Source organism: Kitasatospora sp. SolWspMP-SS2h, assembly GCF_003259315.1.
GTDB lineage: Bacteria > Actinomycetota > Actinomycetes > Streptomycetales > Streptomycetaceae > Kitasatospora > Kitasatospora fiedleri.
On the sequence record NZ_QLLT01000001.1, the window covers coordinates 484,152 to 510,650 of the forward strand.

28 protein-coding genes are annotated in these 26,499 nt (G+C 75.2%); 14 read left to right on the top strand and 14 right to left on the bottom strand.

Features of this window, described 5'->3' with window-relative positions; genetic code table 11:
* The first annotated feature begins 99 nt into the window (after positions 1-99).
* Together K353_RS02095 and K353_RS02100 are read left to right on the top strand one after the other, a co-directional pair.
* Positions 100-1,194: a two-component system response regulator gene (locus tag K353_RS02095; protein WP_146616368.1), complete on the top strand. Its 1,095-nt coding sequence runs from the start codon at positions 100-102 to the stop codon at positions 1,192-1,194.
* A gap of 186 nt (positions 1,195-1,380) precedes the next feature.
* Positions 1,381-3,705 (top strand): excinuclease ABC subunit UvrA, encoded by a 2,325-nt coding sequence (locus K353_RS02100; RefSeq protein ID WP_111551870.1) that lies wholly within the window; start codon positions 1,381-1,383, stop codon positions 3,703-3,705.
* Between the two features lie 256 nt (positions 3,706-3,961).
* On the opposite strand, the gene K353_RS02105 is transcribed toward K353_RS02100, so the two are convergent.
* Complete coding sequence (locus K353_RS02105) at positions 3,962-4,264, bottom strand: DUF2316 family protein (protein WP_158585310.1); 303 nt, start codon at positions 4,262-4,264, stop codon at positions 3,962-3,964.
* A gap of 144 nt (positions 4,265-4,408) precedes the next feature.
* Positions 4,409-4,777 (bottom strand): helix-turn-helix domain-containing protein, encoded by a 369-nt coding sequence (locus K353_RS02110; protein ID WP_111551789.1) that lies wholly within the window; start codon positions 4,775-4,777, stop codon positions 4,409-4,411.
* 103 nt (positions 4,778-4,880) lie between these two features.
* Between K353_RS02110 and K353_RS02115 the strand changes: the two genes are divergently transcribed.
* Entirely contained in the window at positions 4,881-5,540 is a 660-nt protein-coding gene (locus tag K353_RS02115; protein WP_111551790.1) for an NADPH-dependent F420 reductase, read from the top strand.
* Between the two features lie 103 nt (positions 5,541-5,643).
* Here K353_RS02115 and K353_RS02120 read toward each other — a convergent pair whose 3' ends face one another.
* From K353_RS02120 to K353_RS02130, 3 genes are all read right to left on the bottom strand, one after another.
* Positions 5,644-5,877 carry a hypothetical protein gene (locus K353_RS02120; protein ID WP_146616369.1) on the bottom strand — a complete coding sequence of 78 codons (234 nt, stop codon included), beginning with the start codon at positions 5,875-5,877 and terminating at the stop codon, positions 5,644-5,646.
* A 445-nt stretch (positions 5,878-6,322) separates the two neighbouring features.
* Positions 6,323-6,763, bottom strand: coding sequence for a hypothetical protein (locus K353_RS02125; RefSeq protein ID WP_111551792.1), 441 nt, complete (start codon positions 6,761-6,763; stop codon positions 6,323-6,325).
* 64 nt (positions 6,764-6,827) lie between these two features.
* Positions 6,828-7,766 carry a TIGR01777 family oxidoreductase gene (locus K353_RS02130; protein ID WP_111551793.1) on the bottom strand — a complete coding sequence of 313 codons (939 nt, stop codon included), beginning with the start codon at positions 7,764-7,766 and terminating at the stop codon, positions 6,828-6,830.
* Between the two features lie 244 nt (positions 7,767-8,010).
* Here K353_RS02130 and K353_RS02135 point away from each other — a divergent pair, with 244 nt between their 5' ends.
* Both K353_RS02135 and dmpI read left to right on the top strand, forming a co-directional pair.
* Positions 8,011-8,943, top strand: a complete 933-nt coding sequence (locus K353_RS02135; RefSeq protein ID WP_111551794.1) for a LysR family transcriptional regulator — start codon at positions 8,011-8,013, stop codon at positions 8,941-8,943.
* A gap of 101 nt (positions 8,944-9,044) precedes the next feature.
* Entirely contained in the window at positions 9,045-9,194 is a 150-nt protein-coding gene (dmpI, locus tag K353_RS02140; protein ID WP_111551795.1) for a 4-oxalocrotonate tautomerase DmpI, read from the top strand.
* 113 nt (positions 9,195-9,307) lie between these two features.
* On the opposite strand, the gene K353_RS02145 is transcribed toward dmpI, so the two are convergent.
* Both K353_RS02145 and K353_RS02150 read right to left on the bottom strand, forming a co-directional pair.
* Positions 9,308-9,712 carry a hypothetical protein gene (locus K353_RS02145; protein ID WP_146616370.1) on the bottom strand — a complete coding sequence of 135 codons (405 nt, stop codon included), beginning with the start codon at positions 9,710-9,712 and terminating at the stop codon, positions 9,308-9,310.
* Positions 9,713-9,795: 83 nt separating this feature from the next.
* Entirely contained in the window at positions 9,796-10,734 is a 939-nt protein-coding gene (locus K353_RS02150; protein ID WP_111551797.1) for a carbohydrate kinase, read from the bottom strand.
* 404 nt (positions 10,735-11,138) lie between these two features.
* Here K353_RS02150 and K353_RS02155 point away from each other — a divergent pair, with 404 nt between their 5' ends.
* Positions 11,139-12,995, top strand: coding sequence for a cellulase family glycosylhydrolase (locus tag K353_RS02155; RefSeq protein WP_111551798.1), 1,857 nt, complete (start codon positions 11,139-11,141; stop codon positions 12,993-12,995).
* 187 nt (positions 12,996-13,182) lie between these two features.
* Here the strand turns inward: K353_RS02155 and K353_RS02160 are convergent, their stop codons facing one another.
* On the bottom strand, positions 13,183-14,055 hold the full coding sequence (locus K353_RS02160) for an SAM-dependent methyltransferase (RefSeq protein ID WP_111551799.1): 873 nt from the start codon (positions 14,053-14,055) through the stop codon (positions 13,183-13,185).
* 148 nt (positions 14,056-14,203) lie between these two features.
* Between K353_RS02160 and K353_RS02165 the strand changes: the two genes are divergently transcribed.
* Together K353_RS02165 and K353_RS02170 are read left to right on the top strand one after the other, a co-directional pair.
* Positions 14,204-14,677 carry a MarR family winged helix-turn-helix transcriptional regulator gene (locus tag K353_RS02165; RefSeq protein ID WP_111551800.1) on the top strand — a complete coding sequence of 158 codons (474 nt, stop codon included), beginning with the start codon at positions 14,204-14,206 and terminating at the stop codon, positions 14,675-14,677.
* A gap of 96 nt (positions 14,678-14,773) precedes the next feature.
* Positions 14,774-15,130, top strand: coding sequence for a PRC-barrel domain-containing protein (locus K353_RS02170; protein WP_111551801.1), 357 nt, complete (start codon positions 14,774-14,776; stop codon positions 15,128-15,130).
* An 85-nt stretch (positions 15,131-15,215) separates the two neighbouring features.
* Here the strand turns inward: K353_RS02170 and K353_RS02175 are convergent, their stop codons facing one another.
* Together K353_RS02175 and K353_RS02180 are read right to left on the bottom strand one after the other, a co-directional pair.
* Entirely contained in the window at positions 15,216-15,611 is a 396-nt protein-coding gene (locus K353_RS02175; RefSeq protein WP_158585311.1) for an SsgA family sporulation/cell division regulator, read from the bottom strand.
* A 334-nt stretch (positions 15,612-15,945) separates the two neighbouring features.
* Positions 15,946-16,317, bottom strand: coding sequence for a hypothetical protein (locus K353_RS02180; protein ID WP_100839158.1), 372 nt, complete (start codon positions 16,315-16,317; stop codon positions 15,946-15,948).
* 341 nt (positions 16,318-16,658) lie between these two features.
* On the opposite strand from K353_RS02180, the gene K353_RS02185 reads away from it, so the two are divergent.
* The 3 genes from K353_RS02185 to K353_RS02195 all read left to right on the top strand — a co-directional run bounded on the left by K353_RS02185 (position 16,659) and on the right by K353_RS02195 (position 18,592).
* A complete protein-coding gene (locus tag K353_RS02185; protein ID WP_199527952.1) occupies positions 16,659-17,486 on the top strand; it encodes an RNA polymerase sigma factor SigF in 828 nt (275 codons plus the stop codon).
* A gap of 133 nt (positions 17,487-17,619) precedes the next feature.
* Positions 17,620-17,988 carry an STAS domain-containing protein gene (locus K353_RS02190; RefSeq protein WP_111551803.1) on the top strand — a complete coding sequence of 123 codons (369 nt, stop codon included), beginning with the start codon at positions 17,620-17,622 and terminating at the stop codon, positions 17,986-17,988.
* Positions 17,989-18,124: 136 nt separating this feature from the next.
* Positions 18,125-18,592, top strand: a complete 468-nt coding sequence (locus K353_RS02195) for an ATP-binding protein (protein ID WP_100839161.1) — start codon at positions 18,125-18,127, stop codon at positions 18,590-18,592.
* Positions 18,593-18,827: 235 nt separating this feature from the next.
* Here the strand turns inward: K353_RS02195 and K353_RS02200 are convergent, their stop codons facing one another.
* Both K353_RS02200 and K353_RS02205 read right to left on the bottom strand, forming a co-directional pair.
* The gene (locus tag K353_RS02200) at positions 18,828-19,124 is read right to left on the bottom strand and encodes a WhiB family transcriptional regulator (protein WP_111551804.1); all 297 of its coding nucleotides are present in this window, start codon (positions 19,122-19,124) and stop codon (positions 18,828-18,830) included.
* 474 nt (positions 19,125-19,598) lie between these two features.
* Positions 19,599-20,507, bottom strand: a complete 909-nt coding sequence (locus K353_RS02205; protein ID WP_233533293.1) for an oxygenase MpaB family protein — start codon at positions 20,505-20,507, stop codon at positions 19,599-19,601.
* 290 nt (positions 20,508-20,797) lie between these two features.
* Here K353_RS02205 and K353_RS02210 point away from each other — a divergent pair, with 290 nt between their 5' ends.
* From K353_RS02210 to K353_RS02220, 3 genes are all read left to right on the top strand, one after another.
* The gene (locus K353_RS02210) at positions 20,798-22,138 is read left to right on the top strand and encodes a hypothetical protein (protein ID WP_111551872.1); all 1,341 of its coding nucleotides are present in this window, start codon (positions 20,798-20,800) and stop codon (positions 22,136-22,138) included.
* 102 nt (positions 22,139-22,240) lie between these two features.
* Complete coding sequence (locus K353_RS02215; protein WP_111551806.1) at positions 22,241-23,470, top strand: AAA family ATPase; 1,230 nt, start codon at positions 22,241-22,243, stop codon at positions 23,468-23,470.
* 20 nt (positions 23,471-23,490) lie between these two features.
* Positions 23,491-24,777 carry a VWA-like domain-containing protein gene (locus tag K353_RS02220; protein WP_233533294.1) on the top strand — a complete coding sequence of 429 codons (1,287 nt, stop codon included), beginning with the start codon at positions 23,491-23,493 and terminating at the stop codon, positions 24,775-24,777.
* Positions 24,778-24,869: 92 nt separating this feature from the next.
* Here K353_RS02220 and K353_RS02225 read toward each other — a convergent pair whose 3' ends face one another.
* Both K353_RS02225 and K353_RS02230 read right to left on the bottom strand, forming a co-directional pair.
* The gene (locus K353_RS02225) at positions 24,870-25,715 is read right to left on the bottom strand and encodes a biotin-dependent carboxyltransferase family protein (RefSeq protein WP_370447546.1); all 846 of its coding nucleotides are present in this window, start codon (positions 25,713-25,715) and stop codon (positions 24,870-24,872) included.
* Between the two features lie 83 nt (positions 25,716-25,798).
* Positions 25,799-26,479: an allophanate hydrolase subunit 1 gene (locus K353_RS02230; protein ID WP_370447541.1), complete on the bottom strand. Its 681-nt coding sequence runs from the start codon at positions 26,477-26,479 to the stop codon at positions 25,799-25,801.
* Positions 26,480-26,499 lie beyond the last annotated feature (20 nt).

The window sequence follows — 26,499 nt, forward strand, 5'->3', positions numbered from 1 at the left end:
GGGGGACGTCCGGCCGCACGGGTCGGCGGGAACGACGGGAGGGGCACGGGTGCGGACGCGGACACGGTCGACGGCGGCGCTTCCGACGGGGTGCGGCTGGTGACGGCCGTGGACGGCCTCCCGTCGGCGGGTGCCCAACCGGTTGCGGAGCAGCGGGAGTTCGCCGAGGAGCTGCGGGCGCTCTGCCGTGGCCTGGACGCCCCGGCGGTGGACGGCGTGGCCGCCCGCTGCGGACTGGGACCGGATGCGCTCGCCGACTTCCTCGCTGCCGTGCGGATTCCGCCGTGGGAGTTCGTCGAGGCGCTGCTCGACACCCGGGTCGCCGCCCGCGCCGACGTCCCCGCGCCGGAGTGCGCCCGGGCGCGGCTGCGCCGGTCGCGGATGGCCGCGCTGCGGGTCGCCCGGCCGATCGGCCGGGCCGTCTGCCAGCTCGAAGGTCAACTGCACGCCGCCGAACGGGAGATGCAGGAGGCGGACGAGGAGGCCGAGCAGGCCGAACGCGCGCTGTCCCGCGACCGTCGGACCCTCGCCGGGTCACCGCCCGCGTCCACCGGACACTCCGACGACCCCGAGCACCCCGAGGACCCCGGACGTGCCGCCCTCGCCGAACGCGTCGCGCTGCTCGCCGAGCGGTCCGAGCGGGCGCGCGAACAGTCCGCCCGGGCCGCGGCCCGCCACGCCCTGCTGCGCCGCCAACTCACCCTGGTGGAAAGCCAGCAGGGCACCACGGCCGCCCCGCCCGGGCCCACCGGCGGCTCCCCGACGGACGGCGACAGCCACGGGAACGGGGAAGGGCCGCCGCCGAAGATCCTGCTGGTGGACGACCGCCGCGAGAACCTGGTCGTCCTGGAGGCCCTGCTCGGCCCGCACGGCCACCAGCTGGTCTCCACGACCTCCGGCCCCGACGCGCTGCGCGCGCTGATGGAGCCGGACGGGTACGCCGCGATCCTGCTGGACGTGCAGATGCCCGGCATGGACGGCTACGAGACCGCCGCGCACATCCGGAGCCGGGCCCGCACCCGCGACATCCCGATCGTCTTCGTCACCGCCATCGGCAGCGGCCCCGACCACGCGATGCGCGCCTACGCCGCGGGCGGCGCCGACTTCCTCCCCAAGCCGGTCGACCCCTGGGCGGTGCGGGCGAAGGTCGCCTCCTTCGTCGAACTGCACCACGCCCGCCGCACCGACAGCTGACCCCGCCGACGGCTGACCCCGCCGCCACCGGCCCCGTCCGGGAGGTTTCACCCGGTGCCGTTCCCCGCCCCGCGCCCCGCCCCGGGTTAGCGTGGCGCGGTGAACGACACCCAGACCGACCGCGGCGGCGCCCGACCCGACGGCGACGGCCCGTACGACAGCGCCGACCGCTACGACGACGACGGCATGGTGCGGGTGCGCGGCGCCCGGGTGCACAACCTGCGGGACGTGTCGGTGGCCGTCCCGCGCGGCGCGGTGGTCGCGTTCACCGGCGTGTCCGGCTCGGGCAAGTCCTCGCTGGCCTTCGGCACGCTGTTCGCCCAGGCCCAGCACCGCTACCTGGAGTCCGTCTCGCCCTACGCCCGCCGCCTGCTGCGCCAGGTCGAGGCCCCGCAGGTGGACGCGGTGACGGGCATGCCCCCGGCCGTCGCCCTGGAGCAGCGCCGCTCCGTGCCGTCCTCCCGCTCCTCGGTCGGCACCATCAGCACCATGTCCAACCTGCTGCGGATGCTGCTCTCCCGCTGCGGCGACTACCCGCCGGGCGCGCCCCGGCTGGACTCCGACGCGTTCTCGGCGAACACCCCGGCGGGCGCCTGCCCGGAGTGCCACGGGCAGGGCGTACTGCACCGGGTGACGGAGCGTTCGCTGGTGCCCGACGACTCGCTGTCGATCCGGCAGGGCGCCGTCGCGTCCTGGCCCGGCGCCTGGCAGGGCAAGAACCTGCGCGACATCCTGGGCGCGCTCGGCCACGACCTGGACCGGCCGTGGCGCGAACTGCCGGCCGCCGAACGGGAGTGGATCCTGTTCACCGACGAGCAGCCGGTGGTCACCGTCCACCCCGAGCGCGAGCCCGGCCGCGTCCAGCGCCCCTACCGGGGCAAGTACAGCAGCGCCCGCCGCCTGGTCCTGAAGTCCTTCGCCGAGTCCCGCAGCGAGGCCGCCCGCACCCGGGCCGCCGCCTTCCTGGAGCAGTCCACCTGCCCGAACTGCCACGGCCACCGGCTGCGCCCCGAGGCGCTGGCCGTCACCTTCGCGGGCCTGCCGATCACCGGCCTGGCCGCCCTCCCGGCCGCCCGCCTCGCCGACCTGCTGCGCCCGTACACCGCCGGGGACGGCCCCGCCGGGCTGATCACCGCCGACCTCGCCGACCGCCTCACCGCCCTGTCCCGGCTCGGCCTCGGCTACCTCTCGCTCGACCGCGCCGCCCCCACCCTGTCCACCGGCGAACTCCAACGCCTGCGTCTGGCCACCCAGTTGCGCTCCGGACTGTTCGGCGTGGTGTACGTCCTGGACGAGCCCTCGGCGGGCCTGCACCCGGCCGACACCGAGGCGCTGCGGCGCGTCCTGGCCGAGCTGCGGGCCGCGGGCAACTCGGTGTTCGTGGTCGAGCACGACATGGCGGTGGTGCGCGGCGCGGACTGGCTGGTGGACGTCGGCCCGGCCGCGGGCTCCGGCGGCGGACGCGTCCTGTACAGCGGGCCGGTGGACGGCCTGCGCGCGGTGGACGACTCCGCCACCCGCCGTTTCCTGTTCGACCCGCCGCCCCCGCCGCCCTCCCGCGACCGCACCCCCTCCGGGGTGCTGCGCCTGCGCGGCGTCACCCGGCACAACCTGCGCGGCGTCGACGTGGACGTGCCGCTGGGCGTGCTGACCGCCGTCACCGGCGTCTCGGGCGCGGGCAAGTCGACGCTGCTCGCCGCGGCGGCAGCCGAAGCCGCCGGCACCCACCGCGTGGTGACCTTCGACCAGACCCCGCTGGGCCGCACCCCGCGCTCCAACCTGGCCACGTACACCGGCCTGCTGGACACCGTCCGCAAGCTGTTCGCCGCCACCGAGGAGGCGAGGGCGCGCGGCTACGGCGCGGGCCGGTTCTCCTTCAACGTGGCCGCCGGACGCTGCCCGACCTGCGAGGGCGCGGGCGCGATCGAGGTCGAGCTGCTGTTCCTGCCCACCGCGTGGAGCCCCTGCCCGGACTGCCACGGCAGCCGCTACAACCCGCGGACCCTGGAGATCGGCTACCGCGGCGCCACCATCGCCGACGTCCTCGCCCGCACCGTCGACGAGGCCGCCGCCTTCCTCGCCGACGTCCCGCCCGCCCACCGCGTCCTGACCACCCTCCAGCAGGTCGGCCTCGGCTACCTGCGGCTGGGCCAGCCCGCCCCCGAACTCTCCGGCGGCGAGGCCCAGCGCGTCAAACTCGCCGCCGAACTCCAGCACGCCCGGCGCACCCACACCCTCTACCTGCTGGACGAACCCACCACCGGCCTGCACCCCGCCGACAGCGAGCGGCTCACCACCCAGCTCCACCACCTGGTCGACGCGGGCGCCACCGTCCTGGTCGCCGAACACGACCTCGACCTGATCGCCGGCGCCGACCACGTCATCGACCTCGGCCCCGGCGGCGGCGACACCGGCGGCCACGTCCTCGCCACCGGCACCCCCACCGCCCTCGCCGCCTCCCCCGACAGCCGCACCGCCCCGTACCTCGCGGCCCGCCTCGGCCTGCACTGACCCACCGCCGCGACGGCCGACGGCAGGAGCCCGCGCGGTCGCCGCGCGGGCCCCACCACGGATGCGCTCCGCACTCGTCGACGCCCCCGTACCGAACCGTCCGAGCGGACCCCGGGCCCGTGGACGCCTCCCTCGGCCCGTCCTCCGCGAGCTTCGGATCGCGGGCGGACGGTCGTCGCCGCGGGTGCGCCAGCGGGTGCGCCATTCGATGGGCCGTCACCCGGTAGGACGTCGGCATCCGTCCGGAGCGGGCGGTTCAGCCCCGCCGCGGGGCCCGCTTCACCGGCGGGAACCAGCGCTCGGCCGCCGCCCGGGCCTGCTCGGTGAGCACGCTGTAGGGCACCGGCTCGCGGCCCGCCGCCACCACCAGGTCCTCCAGGTGGTCGCGCACCCGCCACACGCTCGCCGGATCGGCCCCGGCCACCCCCATGATCTTCTCGAACTCCCGCTCTCCGTAACCGAGTTCCTCCCGAATCGCGTCCGTCGGGACGCCGGTCAGCTCCAGGTTGGCCCGCAACTCGGCGGCGGTACGGACACGTTCCTCGTCGTTCAACGACATCGCGGACTCTCCGAACGGTGGACGGACGGCGGACGGCGGACGGCGGACGGACGGCGGCGGACCGCCGTCCGACCCCGCCCTTCGCATGCTACGGCGCACCCCGCCGCTCGGCCCGCCGTCACGCCCGTGCCCCGCACCACCGCGTCACACCCCCGGGCCGCCCGACCGCTCGGCGGCCTCCTGCGCGGCCATCACCTCGTCGCCGTGCTCGAAGGCCCACGCGCCGAAGGCGTCGATGGCGGGCAGCAGGCTGCGTCCCAGCGCGGTGAGTTCGTAGGCCACGCCGGGACGGTCGGGGCGCGGCGGGTGGCGGTCGACCAGGCCGTTGTACTGGAGGCGGCGCAGCGTCTCGGTGAGCACCTTGGAGCTGATCCCGCCGATCCGTTCGCGCAGCTCGACGGGCCGGTACGGGCCCTCGCGCAACGCCCAGAGCAGGACGGCGTTCCAGGTGTGGGAGAGCAGGTCGAAGGCGAGGCGGGCCCGGCAGTCGGCGAGCAGCGGATCGGTGGTCACGTACCGAATGGTGCCCGACCGCCTCCCTAGGCTCGCATCCGAGGCCGCCGCCTTCACGCGGCCGTCACCCACGGGATCACACGGAACGGACGGGAGTCAGTCGATGCGGATCGGCATTCTGGGCACGGGCAACATGGCGGACGCGCTGGGCACCCGCTGGGCACGGGCCGGGCACCGGCTCACCGTCGGCGGGCGCGACCTGGCCCGGGCCCGGCGCGCCGCCGACCGGATCGGGGCGGGTGCCCGCGCCGGCGACCTGCGCGGGGCGGTGGCGGACGCCGAAGTCGTGCTGGTCGCGCTGCCGTTCGGCGTGGGCACGGAGGTCGTCCGGGCACTGGCCGAACCGCTCGCGGGGCGGACCCTGGTCGACTGCACCAACCCGGTCGGCCCCGGCTTCCGCCTGCTGACCGGCCACGGTCCTTCCGCCGCCGAGCAGTTGGCGTCCGCCGCGCCCCGCGCACAGGTGGTGAAGGCGTTCAACCTGTGCCACGAGGACGTCTGGCGGATGCGTCCGCCGGTCTTCGACGGCCGCCCGCTGACCGTCCCGCTGTGCGGCGACGACCCCGAGTCCCTGGCCCGGGTCTCCGCCCTGGTCGCCGACCTGGGCTGCACCCCGGCCCTCGCCGGCGGTCTCGACCGGGCCGGGCTGCTGGAGGCCACCGCCGCCCTCTTCATCGGCCTGTGGGTCGGCACGGGCGCGGACGTCCAGGCGATCGCGCCCCCGCTCGCCTACGCCTCCGGGCCCGCCCGCGAGTCCGACTGACCGACCGGCACTCGGCGCCCGCCACCCGGCGCCCGTCATCCGCCACCCCGGCGCCCCGTCACCCGCCCTTGTCGCCGCCTCCGTCGCGGTCAGAGGTCAGAGGTCAGAGCAGCAGGACGGCCGCCACGACCAGCCCGGCCAGCACGATCGCGCCGAGCACCGATCCGGCCACGGTCAGGCCGATCCGGGTGGAGCGGTCCATCCGGCGGGTCCAGCCGGTGCCGTCCATCACTTCGGCGACCAGGTCGGTCAACTCGCCGGAGTCGAAGCGGTATTCGGCGGCGGTCACCCCGTCCGGGCCGACCGTGCGGAACCGCCGGACCTCCTTGTGGATCACGGTGCCCCGCACGCTGCTGCGCGACGCCGACACCTCCGGCCCGCCGGGGCCGGGGCCCGCCCGCCAGCTCAGCTCGGTGAGCTGGCGGGCGGGTGTAGGTGCGGGCCACCGGGTCGAAGCGCAGGGCGATCCGGTAGTCGGTGGAGATCCGGTGCTCGTACAGGAAGCCGCGCCAGTGCCGGTCCGCGAGGTCGAGTTGGAGCAGCAGCCCGTCCTCGCTGCGGGTCACGGTGTAGGGCGTGCCCCGGGTGCGGGCCGCGAACGCCTCGTAGAGGCCGTCCGGCTCCCGGTCCCGGTCACCGCCGCCCTCGGCACTCGGCCCGGCCCCGGACCCGGATTCGGACACTCCGGTCATCTGTCACTCCTCTCCCAACCCGTCGGCAGGGTGCCGCAATCTACCAGGGCACTCCTCGGAGCCCCGGCCCGCCTCCAGCCCCCGGCACTCTCACCCGGCACGCAGCAGGTGGTCCACCGGGGCGTAGTCGATCTTCCAGTCGACGTGGACCCCGGGCGTACCGTCCCGCTGGCAGCGCGGCCCCACCGCCACCCAGCGGACCGCGCCGTCGGCCGTCAGCGAGAACGCCACCGCCGCCTCGAACTCGTCTCCCCCACACGGGCATTCGGCCACCGCCGGGTCAGCCTCCCACCACACCTCCGCGCTGTCCGCGAGGAAGTCCCGCCCCTTGCAGCGCACGCACTCGCGCCCGGCGCAGCCCTCGACGCCGTCCACCCGGACGGTGAACACCCGCCCGCCGCAGTCCTCGCACGCGCACCCGAGCAGCACCGTCGGGCCGTCCGCGACGGCTTTGCGCAGGAACGTCCTCAGCTCCACGGAGACGCCCCCGCCGTCGCCCGTCCGCTGCTGTTGCCGCGCATCCGTGTCCACCGCCCCATCCTGGCGGGGCCCTCCGACACCCCGGGGACCGCGGCAGCGCCGGCCCTCCCCGACGTTACGACCTGCGGCGGGCGACCAACTCGCGGGCGGCGTCGGCGCAGTGCGGGAAGTCGAAGGCGAAGCCCGCCTCCAGCAGCCGTCCCGGCACCACCCGGCGGCTCTTCAGCAGCAGTTCGGTGTCGGTCCGGAGGGCGAACGCGCCGAGCTCGGCCATCCGGCGGGTGGCCGGCAGGCCCACCGGCATGCCGTTCGCGCGCCGCAGCTCCCGCATCAACTCCCGTTGCGGGAGCGGGTTCGGGGCGGCCAGGTTGACCGGGCCGGCCAGTTCCCCGTGCTCGGCCAGGAACCGCACGGCCCGGACGAAGTCGTGCTCGTGGATCCAGGAGACGTACTGCCGCCCGCCCGCGACCGGTCCGCCCAGGCCGAGCCGGGTCAGCCAGGACAGCACGTCGAAGACACCGCCCCGGTCCGGGCTGAAGACCATGGCGCTGCGCAGCGCGACCTTCCGGGTGGCGGGCGTCGCGGCGGCGTCCTGCGCGGCCTCCCAGTTCCGGGCGATCCGGACGCTGTACTCCCAGTAGTCCGGGACGTCCGGCTCGGTGCCGCCGATGATGCCGGTCGCCTCGTCGTTCGGGGCGTCGAAACGGTGCGCGTACACCGTCGCCGTGCTCATCTGGAGCCAGACCCGGGGCGGGCGGGCCGCGGCGGCGATCGCCTCGCCGACCACCCGCGTCGAGTCGACCCGGGAGTCCATCATCTGCCGTAGGTTCTCCGGCGTGTAGCGGCAGCTGACCGTCCGCCCGGCCAGGTTGACCACGACGTCGGCGCCGTCCAGCTGCTCGGCCCAGGGGCCGAGGGTCCGGCCGTCCCAGGCCGCGTGGTGCGGGGCGGTGGGCGTCCGGCTGAGGAGCACCACCTCGTGGCCGTCGGCGCGCAGGGCGCGCTCCAGCAGTGTGCCGACCTGCCCGGTCCCGCCGGGTATCACGTACTTCACGGAGAAGAACGTACCCCGACTCTTGAACGCGTTCAATTACGCCTCGCGGCCCCTCGACGGCCCCCTCCGCCGCTCCCTCCCGCAGCTTCCTCCCGCCCGGCTGCGAACATGGTCCCCGTCGACCACGGGACCGGAGTGCCGGAACGCCGGAGTGCCGGAACGCCGGAGTGCCGGAACGCCGGGATACCGGAATGTCGAGATAGCGAGATACCGAGATGTCGAGCCGTGGACCGGGGGGGACCGCGTGGAGCTACGGCAGTTGCGCTGCTTCGTCGCCGTCGCGGAGGAGTTGCACTTCGGGCGGGCCGCCGAGCGGCTGCTGCTCGGCCAGCCCGCCGTGAGCCAGCAGGTGCGGAGGCTGGAGCGGGAGTTGAAGGTCGAGCTGTTCGACCGTTCGCCGCGCCACGTGCGCCTGACCCCGGCGGGCGAGCGCTTCCTGCCCGCGGCCCGGAACGTGCTGGCGGCCGAGGACGCGGCCCGGGCCCTCGCCGCCGACCTGGCCGCACCCACCGTGCTCCGGCTCGGCACCGTCACCGGGCTCGGGGAGCGGCTCGACGACATCCTGGACGCCTACCGTCGCCAGGCCCCGACCGTGCACGTCGAACTGCACTCCGCCCCCGTCCGGGAACGGCTGGCCCGCCTCGCGGACGGCCGGCTGGACGCCGCCTTCGTCCGCGGCGCCGTCCCGGAGCGGGACCAGGACCTGCGCTACCTCCCGCTCTGGCAGGACGAGTTGGTGATCGCCCTGCCCGCCGGGCACCCCCTCGCCGACCGGCCCGAGATCGACCTCGCCACCCTCGCCGACCTGCCCCTGCTGCTGGCCGAGCGCCGCCACCACCCCACCCTGGTCGACCTGGTGACGGACGCCTGCGCCCGGGCCGGGTTCCGGCCGCTGCTCGGCCCGGCGCACAGCACCCTGCAGAACACCCTCGCCGCGATCGGCACCGGCGCCCCGCTGTGGACGGTGGTGTACGCCGCCAACGCCCTGATGACCAACACCCGCCGGATCGCCTTCCGCCCCTGCCGCACCCCGCTGGCCCTGCCGGTGTCCCTCGCCGTCCGGCGCTCCGCCCCGCCGCCCCGGCTGCTCCTGACCGCCTGCCGCCGACCGCCCGCACCTGTCGCGTCCGTGCCCGCTCCCGCTCCCGCTTCCGCCAGTGACGATCAGGGTTCGTGATCGCTGCGAGAGCGAACCGGGTCTGGGTGCGGGCGGGCCGATCCGGTGAACTGGTGTCGGCCGGAAGGACCGGCCCGCAGGACGGACCGCAGGAGCCGAAGATGCCGATCGTCACCATTCAGCAGGGCCCGCGCCAGGTCGAGCAGAAGCGCGAACTAGTCGAGCGGATCACCGCGGCCTTCGTGGAGACCCTGGAGTGCCCGGCCGAGAGCGTGCTGGTGTGGATCCAGGAGTACCCGGCCGAGAACTAGGGCAAGGCCGGCAAGCTCACCGCCGACCAGTAGCCCCCGTCCCGGGCGGGCGCCGGACCCCACCACCCGCGCCCGCCCGGGACGCCCGCCCGAGGGGGTTGGCGCCTGCCGCGTCACTCCCCCGGCGGCCGTACCCAGGGCGCCCGCCGCTGACCCGGCTCCAGGTGTGCGCGCCAGTACCGGAAGACCACCCCGGCGACGACCTCCAGCCGCCGGGCGGCCACCAGCCCGGCCGCCGGGGCGGCCTCGCCCACGTTGCAGTCGAACGCGACCACCACCTCCGGCCACCCGCCGACCGCCCCGACCGCCCCGGCTACCCGCTCCGCTTCCGCCGCCGTCGCCGCCCGGAACACCGGGTCCAGGAAATACTCCGGGCACTGGACGAACACCGGCCGGTGGAAGCGCAGCTCCAACCCGTGGTGGTACGACAGGTCGAAGTCCGCGCCCAGGACGAACAGCTCCGGCGCCGAGGACACCACGTCCCACTCCCACCACGAGCCCGCTGGCAGTTCCGGCACCACTCCCCTCCCTCCCCCTCCCCCGCCACCGCTTCCGGCGCCCCCGCCCAGCCCCTTCCCGAGGGGATTCTTCCGGCAACTCGTCAGAGGGCGTCCGCCCACGGCGGGTCGGCGCCCGGAACGGCGACCGTCCGGGCGGCGACGCGGGCGGCGAAGGCGCAGGCGCGTTCCAGGTCGGCGGGGGTGAGGGAGTCGAGCCGGCCGCCGAGGTGGCCCTGGGCGGCGAGGGAGTGCAGCAGGCCGGCGGTGAAGGCGTCGCCCGCGCCGACGGTGTCGACCACCTTCGTCGCGGGTGCGGGGACCCGGACCCGCTCGCCGTCCAGCGAGGCGAGTGCGCCGCGTTCGGCGAGCGTCACCACGACCAGGCGGGCGCCCGCCGCGTGCCAGCGGTCGCAGGCCTCCTCGGGGGCGGTGCCGGGGAACAGGACGTGCAGGTCGTCCTCGCTGAGGCGCAGCAGGTCGGCCAGTTCGCACCAGCGGTCGAGCCGCCGCCGGTAGGTGTCGGGGGCGACCAGCAGCGGGCGGACGTTGGGGTCGACGGAGACGGTGGTGTGCGGGCGGGCGGCGGCGAGCAGGTCCTCGATCCGTCGGCCGCCGGGGTCGCGGACCAGGGCGAGCGAGCCGGTGTGCAGGCACACCGAGCCGTCCTGGCGGGCGGGGGCGAGTTCCTCGTCGGTCCACTGCCAGTCGGCGGTGCCCTCGGCGTGGAAGGAGTACTCGGCGCGGCCGTCGCCGTCGAGCGCGGCCACGGCCAGGGTGCTGGCTTCGGCGGCGGCGACGGTGTCGGCCAGGTCGACGCCGGAGCCGGTCAGGTGGGTGCGGAAGAGGGTGCCGAACGGGTCGGCGGAGATCCGGCCGACGAACCGGGTCGGTGTGCCGAGCCGGGCCAGGGCGACGGCGGTGTTCGCCGGGCCGCCGCCGGGCAGCACCCGCAGCGCGAGTTCGCCCGGCCGGGCCCCCTCGCGTTCGACGAAGGCGTCGGCGACGCACTCCCCGACCACGGTGATCTGCCGATCCGCCATCGAAACCAGTCTCCTCGTAGGGTGGACGCACATCCGGCGGTCCAGACTCCATCACCGCAGCCCACCGGTGGTCAACGCGCTGACCGCCGCCCGGTCACTCCGCCGGCCCGCACCGACCCCGCGCCTCTCCCGTCCGCCCCCTCCGCCCCGCCTGCCCCGGCCCCCCGTCCCGGCCTCGCCGGCCTCCCGCCGCGATGTACGTTTCATCGCGGCGGGGCGGACCACCACCCTCAAGTGGGAGCGCTCCCAAGACTCTTGACGATGACCTGTCCGGTCTGGCTTCATATGGCAAGCCCGCGAGGGCGATAGGTGGGAGCGCTCCCGATCTTCCCCCACCACGAACGTCTCGGACCACCCCACCCCCACCGGACGTCCCCACCCGCGTCCAGAGAGGAACGAGACCCATGCGCCTCCAGCTGCACCGGCGCCTGTCGCGCCGCCTGGCGGGCTGCGCGGCGGCCCTGGCCGCCGCGCTCGCCGCCACGCTCTCCGCCCCGGCGGCCCCCATGGCCCACGCCGCCACGACCGACTCCACGACCGCCGTCACGACCACCGCAGCAGCCGCCGCCGGGGCCGGCTACTGGCACACCAGCGGCCGGCAGATCCTGGACGAGGCCGGGAACCCGGTGCGGATCGCGGGCATCAACTGGTTCGGCTTCGAAACCGGCAACTACGTGGTCCACGGCCTGTGGAGCCGCGACTACAAGTCGATGATCGACCAGATGAAGTCGCTCGGCTACAACACCATCCGACTGCCGTACAGCGACGACATCTTCAAGGGCACCACCCCGGCCAGCATCAACACCGCGAGCGGGATGAACGCCGACCTGGTCGGCCTCAACTCGCTCGGCGTGATGGACAAGCTGGTCAACTACGCGGGCAACGTCGGCATGAAGGTCATCCTGGACCGCCACCGCCCGGACTCCGGCGGGCAGTCGGCGCTCTGGTACACCTCCGCGGTGCCGGAGTCCATCTGGCTGGCGAACCTCAAGTCGATCGCCGCCCGGTACGCGAACAACTCCGCCGTGATCGGCATCGACCTGCACAACGAGCCGCACGACCCGGCCTGCTGGGGCTGCGGCGACCTCGCCACCGACTGGCGGCTGGCCGCCCAGCGCGGCGGCGAGGCGGTGCTGTCGGCCAACCCGAAGCTGCTGGTCTTCGTCGAGGGCGTGCAGAGCTTCAACGGCAGCTCGTACTGGTGGGGCGGCAACCTCCAGGGCGCGGGGCAGTACCCCGTCCAACTGAGCGTCCCCAACCGGGTGGTGTACTCGGCGCACGACTACGCGACCAGCGTGGCGCAGCAGACCTGGTTCTCCGACCCGAGCTTCCCGTCGAACATGCCGGGCATCTGGGACAAGAACTGGGGCTACCTGTTCAACCAGAACATCGCCCCGGTGTGGGTCGGCGAGTTCGGCACCACGCTCCAGTCCACCGTCGACCAGGCGTGGTTGAAGGCGCTGGTGCAGTACCTGCGTCCGACCGCGACGTCCGGCGCGGACTCCTTCCAGTGGACGTTCTGGTCGTGGAACCCCAACTCCGGTGACACCGGCGGCATCCTGAACGACGACTGGACGACGGTCAACACGGTCAAGGACGGCTACCTGGCCTCGGTCAAGGCCCCGGGCTTCGGCTCCTCCACCGGCGGCAACCCGGGCGGCGACACCCAAGCCCCCACCGTCCCGGGCGGGTTGAAGGTCACCGGCACCACCGCGAACAGCGTGTCGCTGTCCTGGACGGCATCCACCGACAACACCGCGGTCACCGGCTACGACGTGTACCGCAACGGTGCGAAGGTCGCCTCGACGGCCTCGACCTCCTACACGGACAGCGGGTTGAGCGCGGCGACGGCGTACAGCTACACCGTCCGGGCGAAGGACGCGGCGGGCAACGTCTCGGCGGCCTCGGCCGCGGTGACGGCGACCACCGCGACCGGCGGCGGCGGGACGAACGCCGGGTGCGCGGCGGCGATCAGCCTGAACGACTGGGGCAGCGGCCTGACCGCGACGGTCACCGTCACCAACACCGGCAGCGCGCCCGTCAAGGGCTGGCAGGTCTCCTGGGCGTGGCCCACCAGCCTCCAGATCAGCAGCAGTTGGAGCGCGAACGTGACCCGCAGCGGGCAGACCGTCACCGCGACGAACCTTTCCTACAACGGGGCGCTGGCCCCGGCGGCCTCCACCTCCTTCGGCGTCCAGGCGACCCGGACCGACGCGTCGGCCGCGGCGACCGCGACGCCGGTGTGCACCGCCACCTCCTGACCCGCCGATCTGCTTACCCGCTCCCCTCAACGCGCGTTCACCGTCGGCCGGTTCGCCCGGTCGGCGGTGAACGCGCTGGCGCGCGTCCGGGCCCGGGTCCGGGCCCGGGTCGGAGTGGGAGCGGGATCGGGGCGGGATCGGGGCGGGATCGGGGAATTTGCCGAACGGGCCTACCCGGCAGGGTGGTTCAGCCCCCGCGACGGGCCTCCAGGAACCCGGAGCCGTCGAAGCTCCCGGTGGACGGGAGTCCGCGTCCGAGCGCGACGGCGAGATCGGCGATCGCGGTGTACTCGGTCCGCCAGCCGTGCGCGTCCAGCCAGTCGGCGGTACCGGCTCCGAGGCCGCCGCGCCACAGGGCGGTCATCTCGCCGAGGGCGCCCTCGGCGGTGACCCGGGAGACGTCGCGGCCCTGCTCGGTCAGCAGCCGGCTGCCGGGGGCCGACAACTCGCCCACGGCGGTGAGGAGTCGGGCGGCCTGGTCGGCCTCCAGGTAGACCAGCAGCCCTTCGGCCAGCCAACTGGTGGGCCGCCCCGGGTCGAATCCGGCCGCCAGCAGCCGGTCCGCCCAGGCGGGGTCGGCCAGGTCGGCGGGCAGCGCGGTACGGACACAGCTCGCCTCGGCCCCCTGCCCGTCGAGGACCTCCTGCTTGAAGTCGAGGACGGCCGGCAGGTCGATCTCGAACAGCCGGGTGCCGGGCGGCCAGGCCAGCCGGTACGCCCGGGTGTCGAGCCCGGCCGCCAGCACCACCACCTGGCCGCCGCCGCCGTCGTCGGCGGCGGTGGTGGCGGCGGCGAGCAGCCGGTCATCGTAGAAGCGGGTGCGCATGATCCCCCGGGCCACCAGCCACTGGGCGAGCGGCCCGGCCGGTGCGGCGGTGGGCATCGGGGTCCCGGAGGCCGCGATGAACGCCAGCGCGTACGGGTCGGTGAACAGCGGCTCCGGCCGGCTGCTCTCGTAGGCGCGGACCCGGGCCACCGCGAGCGCGGTGCGCGAGACGGGGCTCAACTGGGCGGCGCGGGGCGTGCCGGGGCCGGAGCCCACGGGCTCGTTCGTCGTCATGCCCGCAAACTACATCGCCACAGATGCATCTGTGAAGATGGATCTCTCGGGGCGCATCCGCACAGCCGCATCCCCGTCACCGCATCCCCGCCGATACATCCGGGCAGATGCATCGGCGGGGATGCAGTGGAGCAGTAGCCTGTCCGCCATGGACGGCGTACGGCTTCTGCGACTGGGCAAGCGGCTCACCGAACTGGGCCGGGCGATGGTCGCCGACCACGCCTCGGCGACGCTCACCCCGGGCGAGATCGCGGTGATCTCCGACGTGTACCAGCACCCCGGCAGCTCGGTGCAGGACATCCGGGTCCGCACCGGCTTCGCCCAGAGCCACGTCTCCACCTCCGTCGCCCGCCTGCGCGAACGCGGCCTGCTGGACGCCGCCCCCGACCCCGCCGACGGACGCCGCACCCTGCTGTCCGTCTCCACCCTCGCCCGCGGCTACGTCCGCGCCCGGGCCACCCGCCCCGCCGAGCCGCTCCTCGCCGAAGCACTCGCCGACCCCGCCCAGGCCCGGCGGGCCGCCGAACTGCTCGACGAACTCGCCGCCCTGCTGCTCCCCGGCGGCCCGCCCGCACCCGCCCGACCGGACGCGGCAGTACCGCCGCCCGCCGATCAGGGCTAACGGCAGGCGCCCGGACGGGCGGCGCCCGCCCCCGTCGGTGAGCATGGAACGGACCGATGCCCATCGGGGTCCGAGCCCAGCCCACGGAGGCCGTGAATGATCCAGATCGCCGACATCCGGGAGTGGCGCAACCACGACGTGGTCGACCAGGACGACAAGAAGATCGGCAGCCTGGAGAACGTCTACGTCGACACCGCCACCGACGCACCCTCCTTCGCCACCGTGACGGTCGGCCTCCCGGGCCGGCACCGGCTGGTGTTCGTCCCGATCACGGACGCGGTGGCGGGCCCCGACTACCTCCGGGTGCCGTTCGGTCGCGGCGACGTGAAGAACGCGCCGTCCATTGGCACGGACGACGTGCTCACCGCCGAACAGGAGCCCGAGGTCTTCGCGCACTACCACCTCGACTACGCCACCGGCGCGGGCGGCGAACGGCGTCTCGCCCGCCGCTGAACCGCGAACCGCGGACCCCGACGGGCGGACAGCACGACGACAGGCTCGGCGGCGGGCCCCGGCGTGCCAGTGCCAGGCCGGCGCGTCAGGCCGACAGCAGCCCGGCCAGCCCGCCGTCCCAGTCGATCCGCTCGGACTCCTCGCCCAGCGGCACCGACTCGGTGGTGGCGGTGAGGAACGCGGCCAGCTCGGCACGGTCGACGGTGAGGATCACCGAGTCGCCCGCACGGCCGAGCACCAGGCGGAGCAGCCCGCCGTCGATCGGCGTGAAGCGGATGTCGCCCTCCCCGACCGGCCCGCACAGCGAGGCCAGCAGCATCTCCCGGGACAGCACCCAGCTGGCCCCGGCGGCCCGCTCCCCGAAGTCGAGACGCACCGCGTACGGGTCGTCGGGCCGGTAGCGCCAGTCGGTGTCGAGGGCGACGGTGGAGCCGTCGGGGATGAGCAGGTGCAGGGTGATCTGCTCGGTCACAGGACCCATGGCGGTGCTCCCTTCCGTTTCTCGCAGACGGGCGGACAGTCGAGCGGGGTGAGCAAGCGGGGTGAGGGAGCGAGCGCAATGCCTCTCACAGTCACGAGTGGGCATCACGGCCGTGAGACCCTATCGCACACACACCGACCCATCGCGCTCGCTAGTACTTGTTGCAAACACAACGGCCTCTCACAGTGCAAATGTCGAGCACGTCAGCAAGAGGCTCTAACGGTCATGAGCGCCCATCGCGATCACGACTACCCATTGCGGCGCGAACCCCCGCCTCCAGCGGGGCGGTACGCGCCAGCCGGGCACCCGGAGGGCGCCGGCAGACACCGGGCGCTCAGGCCGCCATGTGCTGCCGGTGGCCTTCGACGTGGGCCTTGAAGGCGGCGAGTTCGTCTATGACCCGGCGGTCGGTGAAGCCGAGGCCCTCGACCAGGTGGTCCCACAGCCCGTGGGGTTCGGTGTCGAGCTGGAGCATCAGCCGGGTGGCCTGGTCGGCGGCGCGGTGGAAGGTGACCACGCCGGAGTGTCCGGGCAGGTCGGGGCCGCCGCTCCAGGCGATCCGGTCGGGCGGCAGCACCTCGGTCGCGGTGGCGCCGCGCCCGGCCCCGCCGCGCATGCACTCCGGCAGCGGCGAGTAGTCGGTCCACTCGCGGTAGACGTCGCCGATCGGCGCGTCGATCTCGATGGATTCCTCGATCCGGCCCATGGATGTTCCCTCCTCCGCCGAGCTGCGGCCGCCGGGTGCGGTCCGCCTCCGAGGGCCGCCTGCCCCACCCGTCGCCACCCATGCGCGTTCGGTGGCCATTTCGGTGTGCAATGCTCTGAAGCCACCCCGGAAATCACCCCGGCACACCCTTCACCAAACCTTCACACATGCGGTAGGCATGGTCGACGATGGGCCGGGTAACCGGGGACGGACCGGCCGGAGACGAGGAAAGGACTGGCATCCCCGTGCCCACTGATGAGCTTCTCCTGACTGCCCCTGTAGAGGCCCCCTCCGACCACGCCAGGTCGGACGATCACACCGGATCCTTCGCCCCGGCCTCCATGCCCACCCCCGTCCGCCTCCCCGGGCTCGACCCGGCGCTGCTCGCCGACCCGGCGAACACCACCCCGGCCGACGCCCGCGAGCTGACCAGGGTGCTGCTGCGCCGGCTGGCCCGCCTGGAGGAGGGCACCCGGGAGTTCAGCTACGTCCGGAACACCCTGATCGAATTGAACCTGACCCTGGTCCGGTTCGCGATCCGGCGCTTCGGCCACAGCAAGGAGCCCTACGACGACCTGATGCAGGTCGGCTCGGTCGGCCTGATCAAGGCGATCGACCGGTTCGACCCCGAGCTGGGCGTCGAGTTCACCACGTACGCGGTCCCCACCATCGTCGGTGAGATACGCCGCCACTTCCGGGACACCACCTGGTCCGTGCACGTGCCGCGCCGCCTCCAGGAGCTGCGCCTGGACCTGGCGAAGGCACAGGACGCGCTGGCCCAGACCCTGGACCGGGAGCCGACCGTCGCCGACCTCGCCGAGTACCTCTCGATCTCCGAGGAAGACGTGATCGAGGGTCTGGCCGCCGCGAACGCGCACACCGCCGGATCGCTCGACCTGACCTCCCCGGGCGAGGGCGACGGGCAGCAGCCCGCCGAGCGCCTCGGCCAGGTGGACGGCCGGTTCGCGCTGGTGGAGAACCTGGTCGCGCTGAAGCCGCTGATCGCCCAGCTCCCCGAGCGGGACCGGCAGATCCTGGCCATGCGGTTCAGCGAGGACCTCACCCAGTCGCAGATCGGCGCCCGCCTCGGGCTGTCCCAGATGCACGTGTCCCGTCTGCTGTCCCGCACCCTGGCCCGGCTCCGCACCGGCCTCGACGCGACCAACTGACAGGCACGTCAAACTCTCGTTGTTGCGGCGGCCCCCGCCGTCCGCACCGACCACACCGGGCACCCCGTCTCGACCGACACGCCCGACAGTGCGTAAGGTCGAGGCAGATCGGTCGAGAGGGAACAGGACGAGGATGCCAGCCGAGAACATGCCCGTGGCCCCCCTGGCGGTCGATGTGTGGCGTACGCCCTCCAGAGCAGCCGTGTGCGTGCTCTCCGGCGACCTGGACATCGAAACCCTGACCCCCGCTCGGGAGGCGCTCGACCTACTGGTCGCCGAGCGCCCCCCGGCGCTGGTCGTCGACCTGGGGCGGGTCGATTTCTGTGACTCGTCCGGATTGAACCTGCTGCTCCAGACCCGGATGGCGGCCGCCGACAGTGGGCTGTCCTTCCACCTGGCAGCACTCTCCGGATCGGTCCGACACCTGCTCGAACTAACCGGCGCGAAGGCGGTGTTCACTATCCATGAAAGCGTGGACGCCGCCCTCGCGGCAGACAGCTGACCGGCCCCTCCCGGGCCGTCGGCCACCTGCTGTATCCGTACCGTCGGCCGCACCGGGCATAATCCGGACGCGGCCGGGAAACCGACCCGTGAGAGCAAGCTGTGAGAGCGCCGTCGAGAACGAAGGGAACCCGCACGTGACACCGAGCCGGGGCACCCTGGACGGCGACCGTCCGGACGCGGGGGCGGCGCTGCCCCCCGGCGGGCAGCGCCGACGCCTGCGACTGGCGGGCGTTCCGCGCCCGGTGGCCCGGGCCCGGGGGTTCACCGCCGAGGCGCTGGGCGACTGGTCGTGGTCCACGCCGCCCGACCCGGACCTCGCCGAGGACGTCGTCCTGCTGGTCGCCGAACTGGTCGGCAACGCGATGCTGCACGCCGGCGGCCCGCTGGAGCTGGTCCTCCACGCGACGCCCGACCGGCTGCGGATCGAGGTCAGCGACGCGTCCGAGGTCCTGCCCGAGCTGCGCACCCCGCACCGCCCCGGCCTGCCGGGCGGGCACGGGCTGTACATCGTGGAGCGCACCGCCGACCGCTGGGGCGCGGACCGGCACGCCCAGGGCAAGTCCATCTGGGCGGAGATCGACGCCACCCGGCTGCTCGCGTAGCCCCACCCCGGGCCCGCCCGCCCGGGTCCGCACCACCCGCACCTCGTGCGGCGCGCGCGTCCGGTCGTGACGCCGCGCGCAGAACGGAGGCGGTCCCCGTTCGTTCCGGGGACCGCCTCCGTTCTGCGTCTGCGTGTCTCCGTGGTCTCTGTGTCTACGCCGGCTGAGCGCCCGGACGTCGCAGCGCCCGCACCCCGGGACGTTCGGGGGTGCGGGCGCTGCGACGTCCGGGCGCTCAGCCGGCGTGGGCGCGGTTGCGCCGCCTGCGGCGCAGCATGCCGCGCCGTTCCTCCTCGGTGCGGCCGCCCCACACGCCGTAGCGTTCGCGGGCGGCCAGCGCGTGCCGCAGGCAGCGTTCGCGGACGGGGCAGCGGGCGCAGACGGCCTTGGCCGCGCGGTCGCGGTCGTCGTGGGCCTGGCCGCGTTCCCCGGCGGGGTGGAAGAACAGCTGGGAGTCGCCGCGGCAGGCCCCGGCGAGCTGCCAGTCCCACTCCTCCTCGAGGGCACCGGGCAGGCGCGAGATCACGGTCATCGGATGCTCCTTCCGTCGGACGGTCGGATCAACGGTTGGACAGATGGACGGATGAACGGATGTCCTGTCCGTCTAACCGCGATCCGCCGACCGAAGCCCCCCGGCCAGAAGGACCGAACCACCGCTCCCCGACCGCAGCCCCAGGGGGCGGGAGCGGGCCGGGCCAGGCCAGGCCGGTGCCGGCTGGCGGGTTCGGCGGGGACGGGGCACGGTGGATGGGGGGACGTTGTGCACCGTCGCGAGAGGAGAGGCCATGTCGTCGAAGCGCCGCCGCAAGAAGAAGGCCCGCGCGAGGCGCGGAGCGAACCACGGCCGTCGGCCCCAGTGCTGACCGCCCCACGCCCCGCACCGACCGCCGCCGCCGACCACTGACGACGCCGAAGCGGCCGCCGCACCGGAACCCCAGCCCCGGTACGGCGGCCGCTTCGGCGCGTTCTCCCGCCCTACGCCGCCGACAGCCGTCGGCAGCGGCCGTCAGCCGCGGGCCGCGTCCGTCCGGACGGCGGGGGTCCCGGCGGCCCGGGCCGTGGCGGCGGCGCGGATCGGCGACAGCCCGCAGGCCCAGACCATGACCGCGCCGAGCAGGCGGGCCGACGGGCGGTCCCAGAGCCGGCGGACGGCCCAGGGGCGGTGGATGCCGAGCGTGCGGCGGGCCCGGGCGGACAGCAGGCCGACGGCCGCGTTGGTGAGGACCCGGACGGCCAGGCGTTCGCGCCGGGTCCGGCCGAAGGCGCGCAGCAGGGCGACGGCCTCCAGCGCCTCCGGGGTGGCCCGCAGCGCGCCGCGCACCCCGGCCAGGTAGCGGGCGAGTCCGGCGCGTGAGACGGGTACGCCGTCCGCGCCCAGGAGTTGGCCGATCTGCGCGACCTCGGCGAGGTAGTCGTCGCACTCCGGTCCGCTCAACTTCGCTCCCCCGGCGAAGACTTGGTACCCGGCCAGGAAGCAGGAGGTCTCGGCGGTGTGCACCCAGCACAGCAGGTCGGGGTCGTCGGCCCGGTACGGGCGGCCCTCGGCGTCGCGACCGCGGACGTAGCCGTGGACGCGGCGGACCGCCGCGATCGCGGCTTCGGCGGCGGCGGAGGAGCCGAGCGTGGTGGTGGAGACGAAGCGGGCGGTGCGGTGCAGCCGTCCGACGGGATCGGTGCGGTAGTCGGAGTGCTCGGCGACGGCGCGCATCGCCACGGGGTGCAGCGACTGGAGCATCAGCGCGGCGAACCCGCCGACCAGCATCCCGGCCGGGTGCCCGTGCACCCGCCACACCACGCTGTCGGGCCCGAACAGCCCGGGGTCGCCGGGCGGCCGGTCGTAGCGTTCCAGGTTCAGGTCGGCGCCGTGCACCGTGGAGTTGATCTCGCGCAGCAGCCTGTACCGCAGCGCCTCCACCGGCCGTCGCCATCCGCCGCCCGGGGCGATCCGCCCGGCTGTCACCCGTCCGTCCGCGACCCGCCCGTCCGTCATGCCGCACCGCCGTTCCCGGTCCGCCCGGGCCGCTCTCCGGCCCCTCGCCGCCACCCTACGTCGGGGTGGTGCGCGGGCGGGACGGTCGGGGAGGAAGCGGGTGCGGCGCATGGGACGGGAGGAGAAGGGAGCTGACAGGCCGCCGGATCGCGGCTACCATCGGCGGCGATGACTACTCATGGATTGGAGGTCCCGTCCTTCCGAAGTGAGTGCTGATGCACGACACTTCCCTCCTGGACGAGGACACTCGCCACAGTTTCTGGTCGCGCGTCCGGCGTTTCGCCGTTCCCCCGGCCATGATCGAGACCGCCACCGCCCGCCGTGCGCTGGGCGATTGGGGCGGAGCCTGCGCGGCGGCCGGATGCGATCCGGGCTTCGAGCTGCGCGCCGTCTCCCGGGCATACGGGTCCGAGCTGGCCGGTCGGCTCCGGGCCGATCTGCGGCACCTGGCCCCCGACCTGCTGCGCTGGCACCTGCCGCGGGTCGCCCCGGACGGGCTGCTGCGGCCCGGGCTGACGCTGACCCTGGCCCGCTACCCGCGCGACGGGGACGCGGCGCCACTGCACCTGGTGGCCCGGACGGCGCCCGGCCACGCGGCGGCGGCCCAACGCGTCACCCTGACGCTGTGGGACGCCGCCGCCCGCCCGGCCGCACGGGCCCGGCCGCGCCCCGACCCGCGCTTCCGCCTCGACCTGCACCGGCACCTCTGGGACGCCCGCCGCGCCCCCGAACTCGCCTCCCGGACAGCAGAACTGACAGAGCATCAGTTTGCCCATCCGGCATGGGAGTTCGAGGCCGGACTGGTGCGTGCGGCGGACGGCCTGCCCGACGGCGCACCCGTGGCGGTACGGCTCGGCCATCGGCGGCACCTGCTGCTAAGCACGTCCACGCCGCTGGACGCGCCCGCGGAGGTGCTCCGCGTCCCGCGCGGCCACCCCGTGCTGCCGGACGCCGCCACCTGGACGCCGCCCGACCTGCTACTGCTCCGCGCGGGGCTGATCGAACCGGACGCGCTGCACCCGCTGGTGGCCGCCGCGCTCGCACCCGGGCACCGGCCCGACCGGTCCGAACCGGTGCGCGAGGGCGGGACGTTGACGGTGGAGTGCCGGGGCGTGCCGCACCGGATCACGGTGGTCGACGGGGTGCTCGTGCCGCTCGACCACGCCCCGGAGCAACTGCGGCGCGAGGAGGCACTGGTGGCGTTCGGCGGGCCGCCGCTGCCCTGCCTGCGGGCGATCGACCGCGCGCACCGGCAGCCGGAGAACCTGGACGGCATCCGGCAGCGGCTGCTGCACGGCGACCGCGCCGGGGCACTCACCGCCGTGCGCCGGCTGCTGGGCGCGGAGGCCGTCCTGCGCGAGGGCCCGCTCGCCGAGGCGCTGGACGGCGACGTCCACCGGCGGCTGGCGGGCAGCCTGTACGCGGCCGGGCTCGAACGCGGGCACGGCCGCTTCGGCGCCGTCCCCGCCCCCGCACCCGTCGCCCCGCGCCCGCACGGCCGCCCGCACCGCCAGCATCCCCGCGTCCCGCCGAAGCCGCCCCTGCGGCCCTGGTAGGGCCGTCCGCTCCAGCACCGCACGCCCGTCAGGTACCCCGTAGCCACCGCTCCGCGCCCCGGGCCCCCTCCTCCCGCCCCTCGACCCCCAGGTGAATCACCCATGCCTTCTTCCGCTGCTGCCACTTCGCCCCGACTCGCCCTCGCCGACCGGCTGCTGGGCCTCCTGAAGGAGTCCGTCACCGAGCCCCGCCAGGACCTCCAGGTCGAGGCGCTGACCCTCGCCGTCGCCGCCGACCTCCCGGTTCTGCTGTGGGGGGAGCCAGGCATCGGCAAGACCGCCGCGCTGACCCAGCTCGCCACCGAACTCGACCTGCCGCTCACCACGGTGATCGCCAGCGTCCACGAGCCGTCCGACTTCTCCGGGTTGCCGGTGATCGGCGACGACCCCGCCGCACAGGGCGTGCCGCTGGCGCCGCCGGACTGGGCGGTGCGGCTGGTCCGGCAGGGCCGCGGACTGCTGTTCCTCGACGAGCTGTCGACCGCCCCGCCGGCCGTGCAGGCCGCGCTGCTGCGCCTGGTCCTGGAGCGTCGCATCGGCGCGCTGCAACTCCCGCCGGGGGTGAGGATCGTGGCGGCGGCCAACCCGCGCGCCTCGGCCGCCGACGGCTGGGAGCTGAGCGCCCCGCTGGCCAACCGCTTCGTCCACCTGGACTGGGTGCACGACGCCGAGGTGGTGGTGCGCGGCCTCGGCGGCGTGTGGCCGCGCGCCGAGCTGCCCCGGCTCGACCCCGAACGGCTGTCCGCCGCCGTCGAGTTCGCCCGGCGCGCGGTGTGCGGGCTGCTCACCGTCCGGCCCGAGCTGACCCACCGGCTGCCGAGCGCCGAGACCAGGCGCGGCCGGGCCTGGCCGTCGCCCCGCAGCTGGGAGATGACCATGCGGCTGCTGGCGTTCGGCTCGGCGGCCGGGTCCTCCCGCGAGGTGCTGTCGCTGCTGGTGCGCGGCACCGTCGGCGACGGGCCCGGGCTCGAACTCCTGGCCGCCGTGGACCGGATGGACCTGCCCGCGCCCGAGGACCTGCTCGCCGACCCGGACGCCGCCGTGCTGCCCCGGCGCGGCGACCTGCGGCAGGCCGCCCTGGACGGCGTGGTGGCCGCCGTCCGCTCCCGACCGACCCGTGAACGCTGGGACGCCGCCTGGGCGTTGATGGCCCGGGCGCTGGAGAGCAGCCCGCCGGACGTGCTGGTGGTGCCGGTGACCACGCTCGCCGCGCTGCGCCAGGACGCCTGGGAGGTACCGGAGTTGATCAACCGCTTCGCGGGCGCGCTCCAGGTCTCCCGCCGGGCCGACCGCTCGGCCGCCCGGGTCCCCACCCGCACGGGCCGCCGATGAGCACGCCGAAGAAGCCGCCGATGAGCACAGCGCGTAACACGCCACGGAACGCGCCGCGGAACGCACTGGGGAGCGCGCCCCTGCGGCTGGACACCGAGAAGCTGTTCGCGGCCCGGCTGCACGCCGTCCGGGCCCGCCCGTACCTGGCGACGGCGCTGTTCGCCCTGCACGTGGTGGAGTCGGCCCGGGTGCCGACCATGGCGGTGGACCGGCACTGGCGGTGCTACGTCTCGCCGCGCTTCGTCGAACGCACCCCGGAGGAGGAACTGGCCTCGGTCTGGGTGCACGAGGTCTCGCACCTGCTGCGCGACCACGCCCGGCGCGGCGACCGGCTGCTGCGGGCGATCGACCGCGAGGGGCCCGCCGCCCGGTTGCAGGTCAACCTGGCCGCGGACTGCGAGATCAACGACGACGCGTTCGGCGACGGCCTGGTCCGGATCGCCGACGCGGTCTACCCGGACGTCCTCCGCCTGCCCGAGGGCCGGCTGATGGAGGACTACGCGCGGCAGTTCTCCGTCAGCACCCAGTACCAGCACCTGGTGTGGCTGGAGTGCGGCAGCGGCGCGGACGGCTGGGAACGGGAGTGGGACCTCGGTCCGGACGGCGCGCACGGCCTGAGCGAGCAGGAGCGCGACCTGGTCCGCTTCCGGGTCGCCCAGGGCATCACGGCCCACCCCGGCCGGGCCCCGGCGGGCTGGCGGCGCTGGGCCGAGGAGGTGTTCCACCCGCCGCAGCCGTGGCGGCAGTTGCTCGGCGCGGCGATCCGCTCCACGATGGCCTCGGCGGGCGCCGGCGAGGACTACAGCTACGGCCGTCCGGCCCGCCGCTCGACCGGCCTGCCCAAGGTGGTGCTGCCCTCGCTGCGCCGCCGCCCGCCCCGGGTCGCGGTGGTCGTCGACACCTCCGGCTCGGTCAGCGACAGCGAGTTGGGCTCCGCGCTGCTGGAGACCGCGGCGATCCTGCGGGCGCTGGGCGGACGGCGCGACCTGGTCTCGGTGATCTCCTGCGACGCCGCCGCCCGAGTCGCCCGGCAGGCCGCCGCCGACAGCGGCTGGACCCTGATCGGCGGCGGCGGCACCGACCTGCGCAGCGGGTTCACCACCGCGCTGGGCCGGCGCCCCGCCCCCGACGTGGTGGTCGCCCTGACCGACGGCCAGACCCCCTGGCCCAGCGCCCCGCCGCCCTGCCGCACCGTCGTCGGCCTGTTCCCCCGTGCCCGCCCCCGCCGCACCACCGACGACGAGGACGACCCCGACTACACCCCGGACACCCCGCCGCACTGGGCGAAGGTGGTCACCCTCGGCTGACCCGCCCGGCGCGCTCCCCCGCTCCCCCGCTTTCCCGCGAAGCCCGGTGCCCGGTGCCGGGTGCCGGGTGCCGGGTGCCCGGTGCTCAGTGCTCAGGCCGGGCGGAAGCGCAGCGTGTCGCCGGGGCGGGCCTGCCCGGCCGCGTCGAGGTCGGCGCGGCGGACCACTCCGACGACCGGGTACCCGCCGGTGACGGGGTGGTCGGCGAGGAACAGGATCGGCCGCCCGGACGGCGGCACCTGCAGCGCGCCGGCCACCATGCCCTCGGAGGGCAGTTCCCCGGCCCGGGCCCGTTCCAGCGCGGGGCCGTCCAGGCGCATGCCGACCCGGTCGCTGTCGCCGGTCACGGTGTACGGCTCGCCGTACAGGGTGCGCAGCGCGGCGGCGGTGAACCAGTCGTCGCGCGGCCCGGGAATCACGTGCAGCAGGACGGGGCCGGGCGGTTCGCGGCGCGGGGCGTGCTCGGCGGCGGGCCAGCCGGTGGCGGCGGTGCCGACGGGCAGCAGCCGGCCGGCCGCCAGGCGGGCGGGGCCGAGGCCCGCGAGGGTGTCGGTGGAGCGGGAACCGAGGACGGCGGGGACGTCCAGCCCGCCGCGGACGGCGAGGTAGACGCGCAGGCCGCGCCCGGGCGTACCGAGCCGCAGCCGGGTTCCGGCGGGCACCGTGAACGGGGTGTTCCCGGCGACCGGCCGGTCGGCCGCCCAGGCCGGGCAGTCGGCCCCGGCGAGGGCGCAGGTGGCGGTCCGGCCGAACTCCAACTCGACGCCGCCCAGCGGCATTTCGAGCCCGGCCGCGCCTTCGGGGTTGCCGACCAGCCGGTTGGCGAGCCGCAGCGCGCCCCGGTCGGCGGCCCCGGACCGCCCCACCCCGAGCGCCGCCAGCCCGGGACGCCCCAGGTCCTGCACGGTCGCCCCGTACCCGGCCCGCACCACCAGCAGCCCGGCCCGGCCGCCGACGGCGTCCTGCGCCGATCCGGCGTCCTGTCCCGATACAGCGCCCCGTCCTGGTACGGCGTCCCCGTTCACGGGCGGCTCCCCTCGTTCCCGGTCCCCTCGACCGCGACGAAGCGCACGGAGGTGCCGGGGAGCAGCCGGGTGGGCGGGTCGGCGGCGGTGTCCCAGAGCGGGAGGTCGGTGGTGCCGAGCAGGTGCCAACCGCCGGGCGAGGTGCGGGGGTAGACGCCGGTGTACTCGTCGGCGACGGCGACCGCGCCGGCGGGGACCCGGGTGCGGGGCTCGGCGCGGCGGGGCAGCCGCAGCCGCGGGTCGAGGCCGGTGAGGTACGCGAAGCCGGGGGCGAAGCCGCAGAACGCGACGCGGTACTGCCCGGCGGTGTGGCGCTCGACGACCTGCTCCTCCGTCAGGCCGGCCAGCCGGGCGACTTCGGCCAGGTCGGGGCCCTCGTAGCGGACGGGGATCAGCACGGCCCCGGCGGCCCCGGCCGGTGGCGCGTCGCGCAGCGGCAGCGCGGTGACGGCGGCGCGCAGGCGCTGCCAGTCGGTCGCGGCCGGGTCGTAGCGGACCAGGACGGTGCGGGCGGCGGGGACGAGTTCGCCGACGCCGGTGGGCGGGGCGTCGCGCAGGGCGGCGTGCAGCCGCTGGACCTGTTCGGCGTCCTCGACCTCGACCAGGACGGCGTCGCTGCCGCACCGCAGTACCCGCACCGCACCCGTCCCGTCCGCCGCGTCGTTCCGCCTGTTCACCGGCCGTCCGTCGCTCAAGG

Coding starts and splice junctions, on each gene's coding strand:
- K353_RS02100 (WP_111551870.1), top strand. CDS start 1,381: ATGGTGCGGGTGCGCGGCGCCCGGGTGCACAACCTGCGGGACGTGTCG.
- K353_RS02105 (WP_158585310.1), bottom strand. CDS start 4,264: ATGTCGTTGAACGACGAGGAACGTGTCCGTACCGCCGCCGAGTTGCGG.
- K353_RS02115 (WP_111551790.1), top strand. CDS start 4,881: ATGCGGATCGGCATTCTGGGCACGGGCAACATGGCGGACGCGCTGGGC.
- dmpI (WP_111551795.1), top strand. CDS start 9,045: ATGCCGATCGTCACCATTCAGCAGGGCCCGCGCCAGGTCGAGCAGAAG.
- K353_RS02150 (WP_111551797.1), bottom strand. CDS start 10,734: ATGGCGGATCGGCAGATCACCGTGGTCGGGGAGTGCGTCGCCGACGCC.
- K353_RS02155 (WP_111551798.1), top strand. CDS start 11,139: ATGCGCCTCCAGCTGCACCGGCGCCTGTCGCGCCGCCTGGCGGGCTGC.
- K353_RS02160 (WP_111551799.1), bottom strand. CDS start 14,055: ATGACGACGAACGAGCCCGTGGGCTCCGGCCCCGGCACGCCCCGCGCC.
- K353_RS02165 (WP_111551800.1), top strand. CDS start 14,204: ATGGACGGCGTACGGCTTCTGCGACTGGGCAAGCGGCTCACCGAACTG.
- K353_RS02170 (WP_111551801.1), top strand. CDS start 14,774: ATGATCCAGATCGCCGACATCCGGGAGTGGCGCAACCACGACGTGGTC.
- K353_RS02175 (WP_158585311.1), bottom strand. CDS start 15,611: ATGGGTCCTGTGACCGAGCAGATCACCCTGCACCTGCTCATCCCCGAC.
- K353_RS02180 (WP_100839158.1), bottom strand. CDS start 16,317: ATGGGCCGGATCGAGGAATCCATCGAGATCGACGCGCCGATCGGCGAC.
- K353_RS02185 (WP_199527952.1), top strand. CDS start 16,659: ATGCCCACCCCCGTCCGCCTCCCCGGGCTCGACCCGGCGCTGCTCGCC.
- K353_RS02190 (WP_111551803.1), top strand. CDS start 17,620: ATGCCAGCCGAGAACATGCCCGTGGCCCCCCTGGCGGTCGATGTGTGG.
- K353_RS02200 (WP_111551804.1), bottom strand. CDS start 19,124: ATGACCGTGATCTCGCGCCTGCCCGGTGCCCTCGAGGAGGAGTGGGAC.
- K353_RS02210 (WP_111551872.1), top strand. CDS start 20,798: ATGCACGACACTTCCCTCCTGGACGAGGACACTCGCCACAGTTTCTGG.
- K353_RS02215 (WP_111551806.1), top strand. CDS start 22,241: ATGCCTTCTTCCGCTGCTGCCACTTCGCCCCGACTCGCCCTCGCCGAC.
- K353_RS02220 (WP_233533294.1), top strand. CDS start 23,491: ATGAGCACAGCGCGTAACACGCCACGGAACGCGCCGCGGAACGCACTG.